Annotated in this window: 12 protein-coding genes; 9 read left to right on the top strand and 3 right to left on the bottom strand. The window is 71.8% G+C overall.

The window, feature by feature from the left end:
* Positions 1-2: 2 nt before the first annotated feature.
* Both ACN267_RS18870 and ACN267_RS18865 read right to left on the bottom strand, forming a co-directional pair.
* Positions 3-1,553 carry an SLC13 family permease gene (locus ACN267_RS18870; RefSeq protein WP_421490448.1) on the bottom strand — a complete coding sequence of 517 codons (1,551 nt, stop codon included), beginning with the start codon at positions 1,551-1,553 and terminating at the stop codon, positions 3-5.
* Positions 1,554-1,601: 48 nt separating this feature from the next.
* Entirely contained in the window at positions 1,602-3,155 is a 1,554-nt protein-coding gene (locus tag ACN267_RS18865; RefSeq protein WP_421489261.1) for a gluconokinase, read from the bottom strand.
* 243 nt (positions 3,156-3,398) lie between these two features.
* On the opposite strand from ACN267_RS18865, the gene ACN267_RS18860 reads away from it, so the two are divergent.
* The 3 genes from ACN267_RS18860 to yidD all read left to right on the top strand — a co-directional run bounded on the left by ACN267_RS18860 (position 3,399) and on the right by yidD (position 9,113).
* Positions 3,399-4,490: a hypothetical protein gene (locus tag ACN267_RS18860; RefSeq protein WP_204956598.1), complete on the top strand. Its 1,092-nt coding sequence runs from the start codon at positions 3,399-3,401 to the stop codon at positions 4,488-4,490.
* A 649-nt stretch (positions 4,491-5,139) separates the two neighbouring features.
* Positions 5,140-8,385, top strand: coding sequence for an RHS repeat domain-containing protein (locus ACN267_RS18855; protein ID WP_421489260.1), 3,246 nt, complete (start codon positions 5,140-5,142; stop codon positions 8,383-8,385).
* Between the two features lie 341 nt (positions 8,386-8,726).
* Positions 8,727-9,113 carry a membrane protein insertion efficiency factor YidD gene (yidD, locus tag ACN267_RS18850; RefSeq protein WP_421489259.1) on the top strand — a complete coding sequence of 129 codons (387 nt, stop codon included), beginning with the start codon at positions 8,727-8,729 and terminating at the stop codon, positions 9,111-9,113.
* A 56-nt stretch (positions 9,114-9,169) separates the two neighbouring features.
* On the opposite strand, the gene ACN267_RS18845 is transcribed toward yidD, so the two are convergent.
* A complete protein-coding gene (locus tag ACN267_RS18845) occupies positions 9,170-9,388 on the bottom strand; it encodes a hypothetical protein (protein WP_421489258.1) in 219 nt (72 codons plus the stop codon).
* Between the two features lie 116 nt (positions 9,389-9,504).
* Between ACN267_RS18845 and ACN267_RS18840 the strand changes: the two genes are divergently transcribed.
* The 6 genes from ACN267_RS18840 to ACN267_RS18815 all read left to right on the top strand — a co-directional run bounded on the left by ACN267_RS18840 (position 9,505) and on the right by ACN267_RS18815 (position 18,050).
* Complete coding sequence (locus tag ACN267_RS18840) at positions 9,505-10,206, top strand: TetR/AcrR family transcriptional regulator C-terminal domain-containing protein (protein ID WP_421489257.1); 702 nt, start codon at positions 9,505-9,507, stop codon at positions 10,204-10,206.
* A gap of 54 nt (positions 10,207-10,260) precedes the next feature.
* Positions 10,261-11,421 (top strand): phosphotransferase family protein, encoded by a 1,161-nt coding sequence (locus ACN267_RS18835; protein WP_421489256.1) that lies wholly within the window; start codon positions 10,261-10,263, stop codon positions 11,419-11,421.
* Between the two features lie 96 nt (positions 11,422-11,517).
* On the top strand, positions 11,518-15,822 hold the full coding sequence (locus tag ACN267_RS18830; protein ID WP_421489255.1) for an AAA domain-containing protein: 4,305 nt from the start codon (positions 11,518-11,520) through the stop codon (positions 15,820-15,822).
* 364 nt (positions 15,823-16,186) lie between these two features.
* The gene (locus tag ACN267_RS18825) at positions 16,187-16,453 is read left to right on the top strand and encodes a hypothetical protein (RefSeq protein ID WP_421489254.1); all 267 of its coding nucleotides are present in this window, start codon (positions 16,187-16,189) and stop codon (positions 16,451-16,453) included.
* 224 nt (positions 16,454-16,677) lie between these two features.
* Entirely contained in the window at positions 16,678-17,073 is a 396-nt protein-coding gene (locus tag ACN267_RS18820) for a peptidase inhibitor family I36 protein (protein ID WP_421489253.1), read from the top strand.
* 83 nt (positions 17,074-17,156) lie between these two features.
* Complete coding sequence (locus ACN267_RS18815) at positions 17,157-18,050, top strand: hypothetical protein (RefSeq protein WP_421489252.1); 894 nt, start codon at positions 17,157-17,159, stop codon at positions 18,048-18,050.
* Positions 18,051-18,070 lie beyond the last annotated feature (20 nt).

Here is an 18,070-nt window from a genome sequence, read left to right as displayed (position 1 = left end):
ACCTACAGGAGCAGGTCGAGGAGGAGTACGCCGGCGAAGCCGACCACCGAGATGATCGTCTCCAGTACCGACCAGCTCTTGATCGTCTGCCCCACGGTCAGCCCGAAATACTCCTTGACCAGCCAGAAGCCGGCATCGTTGACGTGCGAGAAGAACAGCGAACCGCAGCCGACGGCCAGGGCCAGCAGCGCCACCTCGGGACGGTCCAGGGTGGCCGCCAACGGGGCGACGATGCCGGCAGCGGTGATCGTGGCGACCGTCGCCGAGCCGGTGGCGACCCGGATGCCCACGGCGACCAGCCAGCCCAGCAGCAGCGGGGAGAGGTTGGCGTCCTTGGCCGCGTCGGCGACCAGGTCGCCCACCCCGGCGTCCACCAGCACCTGCTTGAAGCCGCCGCCGGCGGCGACGATGAGCAGGATGCCGGCGATCGGCGGCAGCGAGCCGCCGAGCACCGAGGAGACCTGGCTGCGGCTGAACCCGGCCTGGTAGCCGAGGGTGAACATGGCGACGATCACCCCGGCCAGCAGCGCCACGATCGGCGCCCCGGCGATGTCGAGGGCCTGCCGGGCGACGGTGCCCTCGGTCAGGGTCAGTTCGCCGACCGCGCGCAGCAGCATCAGCACCACCGGCAGCAACACGGTGAGCACCGCCGGCCAGAACCTGGGGGTACGCCGGGCCGTCTCGGTGCCGCTGTCGTCGACCGGTGCGCCCGGCCGGCCGGAGCCCGGGTTGACCAGGTCGTCGTCGATGAGCAGGTCGTCGTCGCCGGCCGGTCCCCGCCCGGTGTCCCGGCCGTCCGACCCGCGGCCGACGGCGGGGCTGCCCGGCCCGCGCCGGCCACCGCCGGTGGTGGCCGGTTGCCGGGTGGGCAGCAGCGCGGCCGGGGCGGTGGCCGGCACGTAGCGCGCAATGAAGTTGCCGAACACCGGGCCGGCGACGATCACGGTGGGGATGGCGATGATCAGGCCCAGCCCGAGGGTGAGCCCCAGGTCGGCGTCGAGGGAGGAGATCGCCACCAGCGGGCCGGGGTGTGGCGGGACGAGGCCGTGCAGCACCGACAGGCCGGCCAGCGCCGGGATGCCGATCTTCATCAGCGGTACGTCGGTGCGCAGCGAGACCAGCAGCACGATCGGCACCAGCAGCACCACGCCGACCTCGAAGAACAGCGGTAGGCCGATCAGTGCGGCGACCCCGGCCATGGCCCAGGGCAGGGCGGTGCCGGAGACCCGCCCGACGACCCGGTTGACGATGCCGTCCGCCCCGCCCGACTCGGCGAGCAGCCCGCCGATCATCGCGCCGAGGGCGATCAGCAGACCCACCCCGCCGACCGTGGAGCCGACCCCGGCGCTGAACGACTCGATCATCGTGTCGGGGGCCATGGCGGCGACCACGCCGAGCACCGCCGCGCCGAGGATCAACGCCAGGAAGGGGTGCACCTTGCCCCAGGCGATGAGCAGGACGACCGCGGCGATGCCCAGCAGGGCGGCCACGACGAGCTGGGCGTCACCGGCGCTGGTGGCCGGTTCCGCAGGTGCGGCGAGGAGGGTGAGCACGGCGATCACGACCTTCGGACGGGGTCCGGCCCGACGTGGGGCGGGCGGTCACATGGGTGCGGGGGTGGGTGGTGGCTCCGCCGGCAGGCTGGGGGCCAGTCGGCGCAGCGACGCGAAGGTGGGCACCAGTGCGTCGTACAGCTCGGCGTGCAGGGGGAGCAGGGCGGCGTAGGTGGCGGCGGAGGCCGGCTCGGGGCGTACCGTCTCGTCGATGCGGACCAGGTCGGCGGCGACGTCGACGGAGTCGATCAGCCCGAGCGCCTGCATGCCGAGCAGCGCCGCGCCGAAGCTGGAGCCCTCGTGGCCGGCGGGGAACCGCACCGGCATGTCGAGCGCGTCGGCGAGCATCTGCCGCCACAGTGGGCTACGGGCGAAGCCGCCGCTGGCGCGTACCTCACGGACCTCGTTGCCGGCCGCCCGGACCGACGCCAGGACCAGGGCGAGCTGCTGGCAGACCCCCTCCAGTGCGGCCCGGACGAGATGCTCGCGGCGGTGCCCGTGGGTCAGCCCGACGTACGCCCCGCGCGGCAGCGCGCTCCAGTGCGGGGCCCGCTCGCTGAGCAGGTACGGCAGCATGATCAGCCCGCCGGAGCCGACCGGTGCGGTGGCGGCCAGCGCGAGCAGTTCCTCCTCCCCGTGCTCGCCGAACTCGGGGGCGAGGGTGTCACCGGCCCACTGGAGCACGATCCCGCCGTTGTTGATCGCCCCGCCGACGACCCACCGGTCCTCGGTGAGGGCATAGCAGAACACCCCGCCGAGCGGGTCGACGGCGGGACGTTCGACGGCCACCCGCATCGCCCCGGAGGTGCCGATGGAGCAGGCGACGACGCCGGGGCGTACCGCGCCGAGGCCCAGGTTGGCCAGCGGGCCGTCGCCCGCGCCGACCACGACCGGGGTGTCGGCGGGCAGGCCGGTGGCGATGGCGGCGCGGGCGGTCAGCCCCGGCAGGACGGTGGTGGTGGGGACGAGCCGGGGAAGCTGCTCCCCGGTGATCTGGGCGACGCGGAGCGCCTGGGAGTCCCAGGCGAGCTGGTGGATGTCCATCAGGCCGGTGGCCGAGGCGACCGAGTGGTCGGTGACCAGCGTGTCGGTCAGCCGCAGCAGCACGTAGTCCTTGATGCCGACCCAGTGGGCGACCCGCTCGTGCAGCGTCGGTTCCTGCTCGGCGTACCAGAGGAGTTTCGGCAGTGGGGCCATCGGGTGCACGGGGGTGCCGGTGCGTCGGTGCAGGGCCAGCCCCCAGGGCGCGGCGCGCAGCCGTTCGGCCTGGCTGCTGGCCCGGGAGTCGGCCCAGGTCACCGACGGGGTGAGCGGCTCGCCGTCCGGGTCGAGGCCGATCAGGCTGTGCATCGCGGTGCTGAACGACAGGCCGGCGATGCCGTCGCCCAGTTCGGTGACGACGGTGCGGATGGTCTCCACCACCGCGTCGAAGATGAGCCGGGGGTCCTGCTCGGCGTAGCCGGGGTGCGGCTCGTCGAGCGGGTAGCCGACGGAGTGGCTGGCGAGCTGGTGGCCGTCGGTGTCGTACGCCACGGTCTTGGTGCTGGTGGTGCCGATGTCGACGCCGAGCACCACCCGGCGGCGGTGGTCCGGACCGGTCACGGGTCCCCCCTCGCATCGGCGGTGCGGGCGTCGCGGCCCGGCTGCGGCTGACGTTACCGACGTTGGCAGCGCCCCGCACGGCGGAGAACCGGAAGGTGAGCCGGCGTGCGGTTCGTCGTGGTCCGACAGATTTCCATCCCCCGATCGGGTGGTAAATCCCTAATGCCGGGTCCGCCGGTCTTGTTCCTGCCGTTGAGCCGGGTGAACACCCCGGTTGGTGGCTCGCACGGCGGAGGGGTCGGCGTGGCGATGACTGATTCGACGGGTTCCACCTGGCGCTACACCTGGGCACGGCAGCAGAACGAACGACGGCGGCGGGTCTACCGCACCGTCGAGCGGGCCTGGCGACGTCGCGACGACGAACTGCGTCGGCTGCGTGCCCTCGCCGTCGGTCTGCGGGGCACCGCGGCTGCCGGGGCCGGCCTGCCGTTGGCGTTGAGCCCCGGCGAGGCGGTGCTCTGGACGATGCCCGGCGTGCAGCTGGTCGAGGTCCGGCACACCGCCGTGCTGCCCGCCCCCGACCTGGTCGTCGAGGCGGCGTCGGGGCCGTTGCGCCACCGGCTGCCCGACGGGGTCCGGGCCACCGACGCCGGAATCGCGGTGGTCACCAACCGTCGGCTGGTCCTGGTCGGCGGGCGGGGCCGGCGCGAGTGGGCGTACGGGAGGATGACCGGGCTGCTGCACGACCCGGCGGCCCCGGTCACCCTGATCCAGGTCCTGGACCGGCGGCAGACCTCCGGCGTGCTGTTGCCGCCGGGCGCGGCGGCCGAGTTCCGGTTCGTGCTGACCCTGGCTTTCGCCGACGCCATCGAGCAGCGGCCGGCCGTCCTCGCCCAGCTCGACGAGTTGATCGCCACCCATGCCGAGAGTGCGCCGTTCCGGCCGGCGATCGCCACTCCCGCGCAGGCCCGGTTCAGCGCCCGGGTCCCCGGCGGTCGGCGGACCGTCGCGGTAGCCGCCGCGCTGACCCTGGTGGTGCCGGTGGTGCTGGCCGGGTCCGATCCGCCGGTCACCCCCGAGGTGGCGGCGGCGGCCACCGCCGCGCCCGCTCCGGGCGTGACCCGGCCGCGTACCGGGCCGCCGCAGCCGTCGCCGTCCGTGGTGCGGGAGCGGCGCTGCGGGGCCCCGGCCAACCCTATGGGGTACGACTACTGCGGCGGCGAACCCGTCCGTAAACCCGACCACCGGGTCTGCGACTGGTTCGACTGCGTGCCGCAGTTCTGGGCCGGGCGTGGCTACCTGGTGCTGTGCCGCGACGGCGCGGTCAGCCTGACCGGTGGCCGGCCGAAGCCCTGCGCCGGCCACGACGGCGTCCGCCGCACCGTCCACCGCTAGACCCCCCGGGGGGTGTTTCCCGCGAGGCGGGGCCTGCCGACCGGACACGGATCGTCACATCGGTGTCCGGTTGAATGGTAATTTCGGCATTACTCCTACCTGATTGTGTTTTTCATTGACACCCATTAGGTCGGCGGATAGTTTCTCGGGTAGAAGCTTGTCTAATGGCAATTGACTCACGGGGGAGTCGATCATGTACTGGACAATCGCCGTCGATGACGGCGTTACTGCCCACTGCCGGGCGGCCGCCCACGGCCCGACACGGTGCGGGCGTCGCCCCTGACCGATCGGCGAAGTCCTCGTCGTGCTGATGGCGCCCACAACCCGGCCCGCCGACCCTGTTCAGCCGGCGGAGCCGCACCGGCCCACCGGGGTGCTGGTCGGCGGCCCGCAGGGCAGGTCTTCACGCCAGCGTCGGGCCGCCGCTGCTGATCAACGTCTGAGCGGCTCGACGCCGCCCGGCGGTGGACCCGGGTCACGCCCGCTGCCATTGTGCGCTGACCGATAACCGTTCCGTCGTAGCCGTTCGATTGGCGCTCGACGTCGTATCCGTGCGCCCATTTCCGACCCTTTACCCGGTCGGTCGGGCGCAATTTCCGCATGGCTTCGTCCACGGGAATCCCTCCCGTGGAAAACATAGGGAGTATTGATGGGTAAACGCACCACGACCGTGGGCGTCGCGGCCACCGTGCTGGCCGCCTCCATGGTCGTCACCCCCGTCGGCGGTCCGGCGTCCGCCGCCGCGCACACGTCCGCCGCGCCGAAGACGGACACCGCGCTGCTGTCCCCCCGGTCCGGCACGAACGTCTGGCTCTACGACAGCCCGACCCGACGCACCGCCCGTGCCGCCGCGGGGGCGGCACCCGTGGTGCCCAGGGGCACCGGCCCGGTCCGCAACGGCACCCAACTGTCGTTCTCGCTGACCGACCGGCTGGAGGCGAAGGTCAACGTCGGCTCCGGCAACCTGATGGTGAGCAGCACCGACCTCACCCTGCCCGGCGTCGCCGACAACGTGACGCTCGGCGCGAGCTTCAACAGCCTGCTCGTCGGCGGCGACCTGGCCGTCGGCGCACACGGCCCCGGTTGGCGTACCCGCTCCGGGGTGGACGTCAGGCTCTACCCGGCCGACGACGGCTCGGTCACCTACGCCGCCGCCGACGGGGTGGTCGGGAAGTTCACCGTCTCCGGCTCCGGCTACTCCACGCCCGGCGAGTTCAAGGCCGGCCTGGCCCACGACGGGAGCGGCTGGAAGCTGACCGAGCACGACAGCGGGCGGGTGCTCTTCTTCACCTCCGCCGGGGTGCTGGAGAAGACCGAGGACCGCAACGGCAACGTCACCGACTTCGTCTACAGCGCCGGCAAGATGACCCAGGTGACCTCCGACCGGGGTGGCCCCCACGCCCGCAAGGCCACCGTGGTCTACACCGGTGACCGGCTGACGAAATACCGGCAGAGCGACGGCTACGGCGTCCTGCGCGAGGTCAGCTACGAGTACGACGCCGACAACCGGCTCAGCGCCATCCAGTCACCGGCGTCGTCCCGCCGCTGGACGTTCGAGTACGACAGCGCCGGTGACCTGGTGAAGATCTGGACCAAGGACGACACCTACAGCACGATCACCTACGACGGTCAGCACCGGGTCACCTCGTTCACCCAGGTCACCGACAATGCCACCGGGCAGGGCGCCACCACCCGGCTGGCCTACCCGACGTCGTCGCGGACGCTGGTGGCCGACCCCCGGCAGGACCTGTCCCAGCCGGTGGCGAACGTGCCGAACACCACCTACGACCTCAACGGCGACAAGCGGGTCACGAAGGTCACCGACCCGGCCGGCAACAGCCGGAGCAAGACGTACACGCCGTTCAGCGACGTGGCCAGCTCGGTCAGCCCCGAGGACGGCACCGTCACCAACACCTACGGCGCGAACGCGGGCGAGTCGCTGACCAAGTCGGCCTCGCCCACCGGGGCCAGCGCCTCCGCCGCCTACGCCAACGCGGCGACCGCGACGAACCCGACCGCGAACTTCCAGCCGTCGTCGTCGATCGACACCCAGGGCAACAGCTCGACCTACACCTACAACGGCGCCGGCAACCGCACCTCGACCGCCGACGCGCTCGCCGCCGAGGCGGAGGTCGACTACAACACCGACGGCACCGTCAAGACCTCGACCGACCCGGCCAACACCGGCAACCCGACCACCTACACCTACGACTCCGACAAGCAGATCACCAAGGTCACCCCGCCGACCGGCAACGGGCTGGCCGTGAAGAACCTCACCTACGACAACCTGGGCCGGCTGGAGACCGTCGACGACGGCTGCCTGACCACCTACCAGTGGAGCAGGGACGACCGGGTCCAGAAGATCAGCTACTCCGGCTGCGGCACCCTCACCGTGGTCACCTTCGAGTACGGCCGGGCCGGCAATGTGATCAGCCGGGTCGACTCCTCGGGCACCACCACGTGGGAGTACGACCAGCTCAACCGGCTGCGTCGGCGCACCAACCCGGGCACCCCGACGTTCGTCTACGCGTACGACGTCGCCGGTAACCTGACCGAGCTCACCGACGGCCGGGGCACCACGAGGTACTACTACAACACCCGTAGCTGGCTGGTCCGGATGGACACCGCCGGGGGCACCCGCTACAACTTCTCGTACGACAAGAACGGCAACCGGCTCAACACGTACTTCGCCAGCGACGAGACGAACAGCGCGTACGCCATGCGGATCAAAACGGTGTACGACAAGTCGGACCGGCCGACCCGGATCACCGCCACCCGCAACTCGGCGAGCCCGGCCACCGTCTTCGACGTCACCTACTGCTACGCGAAGTACACCTCCGGCCAGCCCTGCTCGACGGCGACGGCCGACGACACCGGCCTGCGTCAATGGCAGAAGGACGAGGTCAGCGGCGCGGTAAGCCAGTTCACCTATGACAAGGGCAACCGGCTGACCAAGGCCACCAACCACAACGGCAAGACCTACGACTACGCGTACGACAGCAACGGCAACCGGACCAGCGTCAAGGTCGACGGCAGCACCACCCAGACCCTGGCCTACAACTCCGCCAACCAGGTCACCACCACCAACAACACCTACGACGGCCGGGGCAACCAGACCCGGGTCAGCACGCCGTCGGTCAACCCGGTGACGTACAACCCGGCCAAGCAGATGACCGGCGCGAACGCCACCACCTACGGCTACGCCGGCAGCGACCAGGTCGAACTGGTCCGGGCCGGCACCACCACCATGCAGTACGGCCTGGAGGACCAGCACGGGATGGCCTCGTTGCAGTCCTGGACGGCGGGCGGCACCACCGCCTATGTGGAGCGTGACGGGATCGGGACCCCGCTGGGTCTGCGGGTCGGCACCACCGACCACGCGTACGTCCTCGACGCCCTCGGCTCCACCGCCGCGATCGTCAAGGCCGACGGCACCGTGGCGGCGACCTACCGGTACGACCCCTACGGCAACGGCACCCTCACCGACGAGTACCACCTCGGCGCGGCCACCAATGTGGTCCGCTACGCCGGCGGCACGTACGACTCGGGCACCGGCTTCACCAAGTTCGGACAACGCTGGTACAACTCGGCGCAGGGCCGCTTCACCCAACAGGACAACCTCAGCTTCATCGGCAACCCGAAGCACGGCAACCGGTACGCCTACGCTGCCTGCAATCCGACGAACAATATCGACCCCACCGGGGCGGCTTCAGAGTGCTTCGTGGCAGGCATGCTCCTCACGGTCGGAGCAATTAGCCTCGTTGCAAGCTCAGTTGCGCTGGTAGGAATCACCGCCGGCACCGCAGCTATTCAGGTGGCAGCTACCGTAGTAGGTTTCGAAGCCTCCGTATTCTCGCTGCCTTTCGGTATCGACGCTGTCATGGACATGTGTTAATGGTTTGGAGGAAGTCGTGGGAAATCCTGGCAGGGACCGCCCCAACTGGAAGGTCGGCGTAGCAACGGCAACGCCGTTCCTCGGCGCACTCGCGGCTGCTGGGGTCGCGGTCCTGGCTGATGACATCGACCCGGCAGCGAGGTACGTGGCAGTCGCGCTCGGTGTCGCCTGCCTCGTGCTGGGATTGTTGATGATCGTCAAGCGGAGGCGTTAGCCTTCGGGCCTCATCGACCGTGTCCGAGCCCGACGGGGCGCTCCCGCCACTCGGGAGCGCCCCGTCGGGGCAACGACCCCAGCCGGCGAAGAAGCACCTGCCAGCAGGGTGGCGGGGCCGTCGCATCATGTACGGCGTGATCCATTTCAAGCGTAAGCAGCGCAAGAAGAAGCGTGACTGGTGTGACGCCGACTGCGACGGCTGCGACGGTTGTGACGGCCTGCCCTGCTGTGACTTCGGCCTGTTCTCCTTCCTGTTGACCCTCGGCGCGACCACTGCCCGGGTGAGCCGGGCGTCGGTGGTGGACCGGGCGGGCCGGGCGGCGATCCTCGGCTACCGGCGGTGGTTGTCGCACCGCTGGCCGGGCCGGTGCCGCTACACCCCGACGTGCAGCGCGTACGGGCTGGCCGCCGTCGAGCGGCACGGCCTGGCCGTGGGTGGCCGGATGGCGGCGCAGCGGCTGCGCCGGTGCCGGCCGGGCGTCCCGCGGGGCACCCACGACCCGGTCCGCTGACACTGCTGGCGGCCCCGGAGAACGCGACGGGTGTCCGGCCGCGGCTCCGGCGGGGCCTACGCGACGACGTCCCGGTAGACCTCGACGTCGTAGATGAGCCGGACGGGCTCGCCGTTGGTGGTGCCGACGAAGACGGGTTCCGCGGCGGGGGTGCGCCCCCGCCGCCACACCTCGTCGCGGGCGGCGTCCCGGGATTCGCGGTGCACCTTCCCGGCCCGGTGCAGTTCCACCACCCGGCGCGCGGTGTGTCTGTCGCTGTCGAGTTGTATGCGCATCAGCGGCACGGTCGCCACCGCCCTTCCGCGAGTAACCACCGTCCACCGGGGACGGTACCGGCGAACCTTAATCTAACAGCGTTAAATTAACTGTGCACGGTACTAGGCTGCTGCGGGTGGACGCGACCGAATTCACTGGACGACCGGATGGCCGGGCCGCCCCGATCTGGCTACGGCCGGAGCCGGCCCGCAACCGCCGGGCCACCCCGCTGACCCGGGACCGGATCGTGACGGCGGCCGTCGACCTGCTCGACCGCACCGGCGTCGACGGGCTGACCATGCGCCGGCTGGCCGAACGCCTCGCCGTCACCCCCACCGCCCTCTACTGGCACGTCGCGACCCGGGACGACGTCCTCGACCTGGCCGTCGACCACATCTTCGGCGAGGTGCCGCTACCGGCCGCCGGCCCCGACTGGCGCGCCGACGTCCGCACGCTGACCTGCGGATGGCGGGCGGCCATGCTCCGCCATCCCTGGGCGCCGAGCCTGATCGGCCGCCCCATGCTCGGCCCGCACGTCCTCGCCCGCACGGAGTTCCTCCAGGCCGCGCTGGTCCGCGCCGGGCTCACCGGCCGGCACTTGGCCGTGGTGACCCGGTTGGTGGCCAACTACGTGATCGGCGCGGCCCTCACCGAAGCCACCTGGCGGCAGACCGACGACCCCGAGGCACGCGCCGAAGCCCGCCGGCACCTTGAGGCCAACGCCGCCGCCTACCCCACCCTCACCGCCTCCGGTCACCTCGACGACGGCCGGTGGAGCGATGACGACCTCTTCGTCCGGGGTCTCGACGCCATCCTCGCCACCGCGCAGCTGAGCTGACCGCCGCCGGTATTCGGCTCGCGCGCCCGCCGGGCGGCTCGTTACCGTCCGGCCATGGTCCGTACCGTCCGCCTCGTCCTGGTCGACGCCACCGGCCGCCCGCTCGGCGCGCTACCCGACTTCGACGTGCCGGTGCCCTGGTGGCAGGACGCGGCGGCGGTCGTCGCCGGGGCCCGCGCCGCGTACGGCGTCGAGGTGACCGTGCTGCGGCTGCTCGTCGGGCGGCGCGGCCGGCCACCCGGGGGCCACGTCAGCTACCTGGCGGAGGTGTCCGGCCCGGTGCGCGTACCGCTGCTGCCGGCGCAGGTGGCGCAGCCGGCGGCGCATCCGCTGCGCGCGCCGTACGCGCAGCCGGGCGGGCCGGCGGCGAGCCTGGCGTGGGCCGCCACGCAGCTCGACCGGCTGGGCCGGCCGGCCACCGTGTCGACCCAGGAGCGCACCTGGAACCTGTCGGCGGTCTGGCGGCTCGACGGGCCGCACGGCACCGCCTGGCTCAAACAGGTTCCGGTGTTCTTCCGGCACGAGGCGGCGGTGCTGCGGCTGCTGGCCGACGACCCGGACACCCCGGGGCTGCTCGCCGCCGACGACGAGGGGCGGATGCTGCTCGACCACGTGCCGGGGGAGGACCGCTACGGCGCCGACCCCGCCGAACGCGCCGCGATCGCCGCCCGGCACCACGCCCTCCAGGTCCGCACGCTGCCCGCCGCCGACCGGCTCGTCGCCGCCGGGGTGCCGGACCTGCGCGGCGCAGCCCTGGCCCGGTGGCTGCGCGCGACCCTCGCCCCGCACCGGGCGCACGAGCAGCTCGCCGACGTCGAGACGCGGCTCGACGAGGTGACCCGGTGCGGGTTGCCCGACACCCTCGTGCACGGCGACCTGCACCCCGGCAACGTCCGCGCCGACGGGCACCGACACACCATCATCGACTGGGGCGACGCGTTCGTCGGCCACCCGGCCTTCGACATCCTCCGGCTGACCGAGCAACTGCCCGCCGGAACGGCCGCCGCCCTCGTCGCCGACTGGTGCGCACGCTGGCGGGCCGACGTGCCGGGCTGCCGGCCGGAACGGGCGGTGGCGCTGCTGCGGCCGGTGGCGTGGCTGCGGATGGCGGCGGTGTACGCGATGTTCCTCGCCGGCATCGAGCCGTCCGAACGGGTCTACCACGCCGAGGACCTGCCGGAAAACCTGGCGAGGGCGGACGCCGAAACCGGCTGACCGCCGCCGTGGGTGAAGAATGCCGACCGGAGGTCCCGTCCGGGAGGAATTCGCCGGTAGGGTGCCGGGGACCGCCACAGCCAGCAAAGGTGCCGCATGCTCTCCCGCGCCACGTCCGACATCGAATCGCCCGCGCTGATCCTGGAGCGCACCACCGCGCTGGTCGACTACCTGATGGCCGTGCGTGCCCAACTGGAGAAGCCGGCCCGCGCGGTGCCCACAGCGGACGTGTTCTGGCAGCACGACCTGCCCGAGCACCCGGACTGCCAGGTGGGCGTCTCGGCCGACGGGGTGAGCTGGCTCCAGGTCGGCCTACCGGCGGCACCCCGCCGGCTGAAGACCCCCGTCGAGTTCGTCGCGCACCTCGCCGACACCCCGCCCTACCCGGCCGAGCCGAGGCTGACCGGCGACGAGGAGACCATCGCGCGGCTGCGACCCCGCTTCGAGCAGTGGCGGGAGCAGGACTGGCGGCCCTGGGCCGAGCAGGCCGCCCGCACCGACCGGGTACGCCGACTGCACCGCGCCCTGTTCGACCTGATGCACCGGGTCGACATGACCGCCGCCAGCCACGAACTCGTCTGGGGTCACGGCGTCATCCACACCGAGGTCGCCGGCCACCAGGTGCGGTATCCGCTGGTGGTGACCCCGGTCGCCGTCGAGTACGACCCGGACCGGTCGGTCGTGCGGGTGGTGCCGCAGGGGCCGGCCCGGTTGCAGACCGACCCGCTGACCGGCCTCGACGAACGGTACCTGCGGCAACTGCTGGCCCTGGCCGGGTCCGGCGGGCAGCTCGACCTCGACGTCTGGGCGGAGTTCGACAGGCGGGAGTTCTTCGAACGGGCGCTGCGTCGCCTCGGCCACGACCCGGTGCTGCGCGACGCCGACGCCCCCGCCCCCACCGGCGGGTACGTGCACGACACCGGGGTGCTGTTCGTCCGGCCCCGGCAGCGGATGCTGCGCCGTTTCCTGGAGGAGCTGCGGGCCCGGCTGCTCGCCGGCGACACCACCGGCATCGGCGCGCTCGCCGCGATCCTCGCCCACGAGCCGAGCCGGCTGGAGATGCCGCACGACGAGCCGCAGCGGTGGCAGCCGCTGGGGGAGCGGCTGCTCATGCCGCTGCCCACCAACGAGGCGCAGGAGTCCATCGCCCGCCGGCTCGCCCAGCACCGCAACGTCGCCGTGCAGGGGCCGCCCGGCACCGGCAAGACGCACACCATCCGTAACCTGATCTGCCACCTGATGGCGCACGGCAAACGGGTGCTCGTCGTCGCGCAGAAGGAGGACCCGCTGCGGGTGCTGCGCGACGGCCTGCCGGCGGAGATCCAGCCGCTCTGCCTGGCCGTGCTCGGCCGCTCCGCCGACCAGCTGGTGCAGCTCCAGCTCGCCGCCCGGGAACTCTCCGACCGGGGCGCCACCCTGGACCGTCGCGCCGAACAGCAGCGGGTCGACCGGCTGCGCCGGCAACTGGAGGAGGCCGAACGGGACCTCGGGCTCGCCCTGGCCGGCCTGCGCGCGCTCGCCGAACACGAATCCGCCAGGTACGAGATCGACGGCATCCGGCTGTCCCCCGGCGACGTCGGCGCGTGGCTGCGCGAGCGGGCCGACCGCTACGGCGACATCCCCGACCCGCTCGCCCCCGACCTGGCCGCCCCGCTGACCGGGGAGGAGTTCAGCGACCTGCTCGACATCGCCAGGCGTACCCGGCGAGCCGACCGCGCGCAGGCGTTGCGGGAGCTGCCGACGGTGGCCGACCTGCCGACCGCCGAGGCGATCCGGGACGACCGCCGGGAGCTGGCCGCGACCCGGCACGAACTGGACCGGCTCGCCGACGCCGGGGTGCTGATCGCCGAGGTACGCGCCGTCGGGCAGCCCGCCCTGGAGGAGCTGGGCGGGCAGCTCCGGGAGGCGGCGACCCTGCTCACCGAGCGGGAGGGCGCGTGGACCGACCGGCTCGGCGCGCTGTTGCAGGCCGACGCGAACTGGCGGATCCGGTGGGAGGACCACGTGGCCGCCAGCCAGCAGGCGCTGGCCGACCTGGCCGCCGCCGCCCGGGTCGTCGCCGGGCACGAGGTCGCCGTCGCCGAGCTCCACCTGACCGAGCCGCGCCGACTGCTGGCGCTGCTCGACGAGCTGCGGCAACGCTTCGCCGCCGGCAAGGGCGTCAACAAGCTCTTCCAGGGCACCCTGGCCCGGATCGCCACCGACTGCCGGATCGACGGCGAGGTGCTGCGCAGCGCCGAGGACGTCGACGTCGTCGTCGCGTACGTGACCCGGCGTCGGCTGCGGCAGGCGCTGGCCACCCGGTGGGCGCAGTGGCGCGCGCCGCTCGGCCTGCCCGCCGAGGTCGGCGACGAGCCGGAATACTGGACCGGCCAGCTGCTCACCGCCGCCGCCACCGCGCTGGACTGGGACCGGCGGCGCTGGCCGACGCTGCTGCGCACCGTCCGCCGGGTGTTGCCGCGCGCCGAACACACCGTCGACGTACGCCGGCTGACGGCGCTGATCGCCCTGCTCGGCCGGGCCACTGCGGTGTTCGTCCATGACGAGTTGGTGGCCGAGGAGCACCGGCTCGACGCGCTGCTTCAGCGCGGCATGTCCGGGGTGGAGGCCAGCGACCTGTGGCGGCTGCTCGACCACGCCTACCAGGGCGACCTCGATGGCTGGGACGCCCTGCTCGACGAGGTGCGCCGGCTCGCCGCCCTGCGCCCCGAGGCGCAACGCTTCGCCCAGCTCACCGGGCGGCTGCGGCCCGTCGCCCCGGACTGGACCGCCCAGTTCGAGGACGGCACCGCCGTCGCCCTGCACGGCACCGGCGCGGACTGCCTCGACCGGTGGCGGTGGCGGCGCGCGCAGACCTGGTTCGACCAGGTCGTCGGCAGCGTCGACCCGGTGGCTCTGGGCCGGCGCGCCGACCGCACCCGGGAACGCATCCGCCAGCTCACCCGGGAACTCGTGGTCGCGTCCGCCTGGCTGGAGGTGTCGCTGGCGCTGGACGACCGGCGGCGGGCCGCCCTCGCCGACTGGACCACCGCCCTGCGCAAGATCGGCAAGGGCACGGGGAAGAACGCCGCCCAGTGGCAGGGCCACGCCCAGAAGGCGATGACCGCAGCCGTGGACGCCGTGCCGGTGTGGGTGATGTCCGTCGACCGGGCCATCGAACAGTTCGCCGGGGGCGCGCGCTTCGACGTGGTCATCGTCGACGAGGCGTCGCAGGCCGACCTGTTCGCCCTGCCCGTCCTCACCCTCGCCGAACGGGCCGTCGTGGTCGGCGACGACCAGCAGATCGGGCCGCAGCTCTCCTTCGTCGGCAGCGTCACCGGCCTGATCAACTCACATCTGGTGGACGTGCCGTCGGCCGAGCACTTCGACCCGGAGAGCAGCCTCTACGACCACGCGGTCCGCCGCTCGCCCGAGCGCATCCTGCTCACCGAGCACTTCCGGTCGGTGCCGGCGATCATCGGGTTCTCCAGCGACACCTACTACGGCGGCGAGATCGAACCGTTGCGCACCGACCGGCCCGCCGGCATCGGTGACCCGGTCGTCGCCGTGCACGTGCCCGAGGGCGTCCGCCAGGACCTGCCCGGCTACGGCAACGTCAACGTCGCCGAGGCCGAAGCTCTTGTCGGCCGGGTCGCCGCGATCGTCGCCGATCCGGCGTACGCGGGCCGCAGCGTCGGCGTGGTCAGCCTGCTCAGCACCAGCGGGCAGGCCCTCTACCTGCTGGCCCGGCTGCGCGAGGAGATCGGCGCGGAGGAGATGGAACGCCGTCGGCTGCGCGTCGGCGACTCCTACACCTTCCAGGGCGACGAACGCGACGTGGTGCTGGTGTCGACGGTCGTCTCCCCGCACCAGGGGCCGGTCGCCGCGTTCACCAAACGCGACCACCACCGTCGGGTCAACGTCGCCGCCTCCCGGGCCCGCGACCAGCTCTGGGTGTTCCACTCGGTGCAGCCCGACGACCTGCGCCCCGACGACGCCCGAGGGCTGCTGCTGCGCTACTGCCAGGACGTCACCACCGCCGAGGAGTCCTACGTCGACCTGGAGCGGCGCTGCGACAGCGACTTCGAACGCGAGGTGCTGCGGCGGATGCTGCGCCGGGGCTTGCGGCCGTTGCCGCAGTTCCGGATCGGCTCGTACCGGATCGACTTCGTGCTGCCCGCGCCGGACGGGCGGCGGCTGGCGATCGAGTGCGACGGGGACGCCTACCACGGGCCGGAGCAGTGGGAGAGTGACATGCGCCGGCAGGCGGTGCTGGAACGGGTCGGCAACTGCGTGTTCGTCCGGATCCGGGGGAGCGTGTTCAGCCGGGACCCGGAGGCGGCGTTGACGCCGCTGTGGCAGCTCATCGAGGAGTTGGGCATCGGAGGGAGCCGGACCGGGGAATCCACTACGTCCGGGTAACACGCGGCGTGGAGCTGGTGCGCAGCACCGAGACCTACGACCCGCTGATGCATACCGTGTTATCGGTCGGTGGCTGAGGCGGCATCGGGCGTGGGCTGCTTATCGTCCGAGCAGTGGTCCGGGCACACACGACAGTGTCATGAATGTGACTGCCCGACCGAAAGCTGGCCCGGCCGTCGATGTGCGTCTGCGCAGTTTCAACATCTCCGATTAAGGGCGACGGGCAACAGGCAGGGTGTCTGGGTGGACGGAACCCTGAGTTGGCAGACGGGTACGGGTCCGTTAATCATCGGAGCTTTCTACGCTTCGTGACTGTGGAGTCCGGGCCTGGACGGTCTTCCTCGTCGATCGAGTTTCGGTCCAGATGGCCGCGCTGACTCCGAAGCATCCGTCGGGCTGCCGCCGACTGCGGTCGTGGACCGAGGCTGGTCTCGACGAACAGCTCCGCGAACTGGCCCTGAACTGCTGTGACCTCCTGGTTGCCCCGGACCTGGCGGACGCCGACGCCGACGGCGCGATCATCACCGGCACTCGGTACAACCCCAGGAAAACCCTGTCGATCGCATCTGGGCCGTCATCAGAACACGGCGTCGCCAACGTCGCCGTAACCACCCTCGGCGACCGATTCTGATAACCCCGCGCCGTCGTCCGGCACCGCACATCCGACCAGAACCTGCTAGCCCTCGCGCCCCGGACCAATCGACCTGGTCACCCCGCAATTGCCGATATAGATCTGGTCAGGTCATTAACACGGTGGAGACAATCGGTCAAGCCGCGAAACCTCGCGACTTCCGCCGCCGTGGCCACTTCGGAGAGCATTACCTCATGCAGAAAACGACGACCAGAAGGAGAGTCATGAACATCAAGCGGGGAATGATCGCACTGGTGGCAATCGCGACCGCAGGTGTCGCGGCGCTGAGCCTCGGCGCACCGGCCCAGGCAACCGGCAAGAACGGCGTGCTGGAAAGCGGGGAGTTCGGTCTCTACTACTCCCCGAACCAGCAGGGGCCCGTCTTCGACCTGTACGTCTCGGACAGCAACTTCGCCGACGACTCCTTCCCGGGCACGGGAATCCCGGTGAACGACAACACGGCGTCCTACCACAACCGGGACACGTTCTACTGGTGGGTCTACACCGCTGCGAACTACGGCGGCAACAGCGGCTGCCTGTCGCCGGGCTATCGCGGGAACGCGTCGACGGAATTCAGGAACAAGATCTCCTCGGCGCGCTACTTGCCCTACTCCTGCTGAGCCGGGCCGCTGCTCCGCCCACTGACAGTGGGCGGAGCAGCGGCATTCGTACCCCACTGCCGACTGACACTAACGAGGATATGATGAACATCAATCGCGTGGCGGCCGGGCTGGTCGCGATCGTCGCTGTCGTCGCCCTCGCGGCGTGCACCAGCACTCCCAGCGGCACACCAGCGCACGCCGGGGAGCCCTCCACCGCACCGCCGCCGCACCTGCTGCGCAGCGTCGAGCTGCGACTTCCGATCGAGGACTACCTGCCCACGGCCGAGCAACGTGACCGCCTGGGCACGGCTCGACTGCGCCTGATCCAGAAATGCCTGGCCCGGTTCGACGTCCGCTATCCGGTCAAGGCGGTTCCGGGCAGCGCCTACGGCCCACGCAGCGAGACCGACCGTCGGTACGGCATCACCGACCTGGCGCTGGCCAGGACCGACGGCTATGGCCTCGGCACCCGCGATCCGGCCCGGGCCGGCAGGCCCGCCAATCCGGTCCTCGACGCGGACGGAATCACCGCGCTGCACGGGACGGGACGGTCGACGGTTCGCGGCCAGCTGGTGCCGGCCGGTGGCTGCGTGGGTGAGGCCGACGACGAACTGGCCCGACAGGTTCCCGCAGGCGTCGACGTGGCCAAGGCCAGTCGGCTCCAGATGTGGTCGTTCGAGGAGTCCAAGCGTGACAGCCGGGTGACCGCAGCGTTTCGAGCCTGGTCCGACTGCATGCAGCAGGCCGGTTTCTCCTACGCTGACCCGCTGTCGGTGATGGGCGATCCGGCGTTCGAGGCGGATGCCGCCTCCTCCCAGGAGATCGCAGTGGCCACCAGGGACATCCACTGCAAAGGCGAGGCGAACGTGGTGGGCATCTGGTTCACGGTGGAATCGGCGTACCAGCGGCGGGAGATCGACTCGCACCGCGCCGCCTACGACGCCATCCGCCAGGCCGTCATGGCCCGAGATCAGTTCGCCGGCCAGGTGTCCTGAACGACGGTTCCCGCAGCTGT

This window comes from Micromonospora sp. WMMD734 (assembly GCF_049178975.1).
Lineage (GTDB): Bacteria > Actinomycetota > Actinomycetes > Mycobacteriales > Micromonosporaceae > Micromonospora > Micromonospora wenchangensis.
This window is presented reverse-complemented; position numbering and strand designations above follow the sequence as displayed.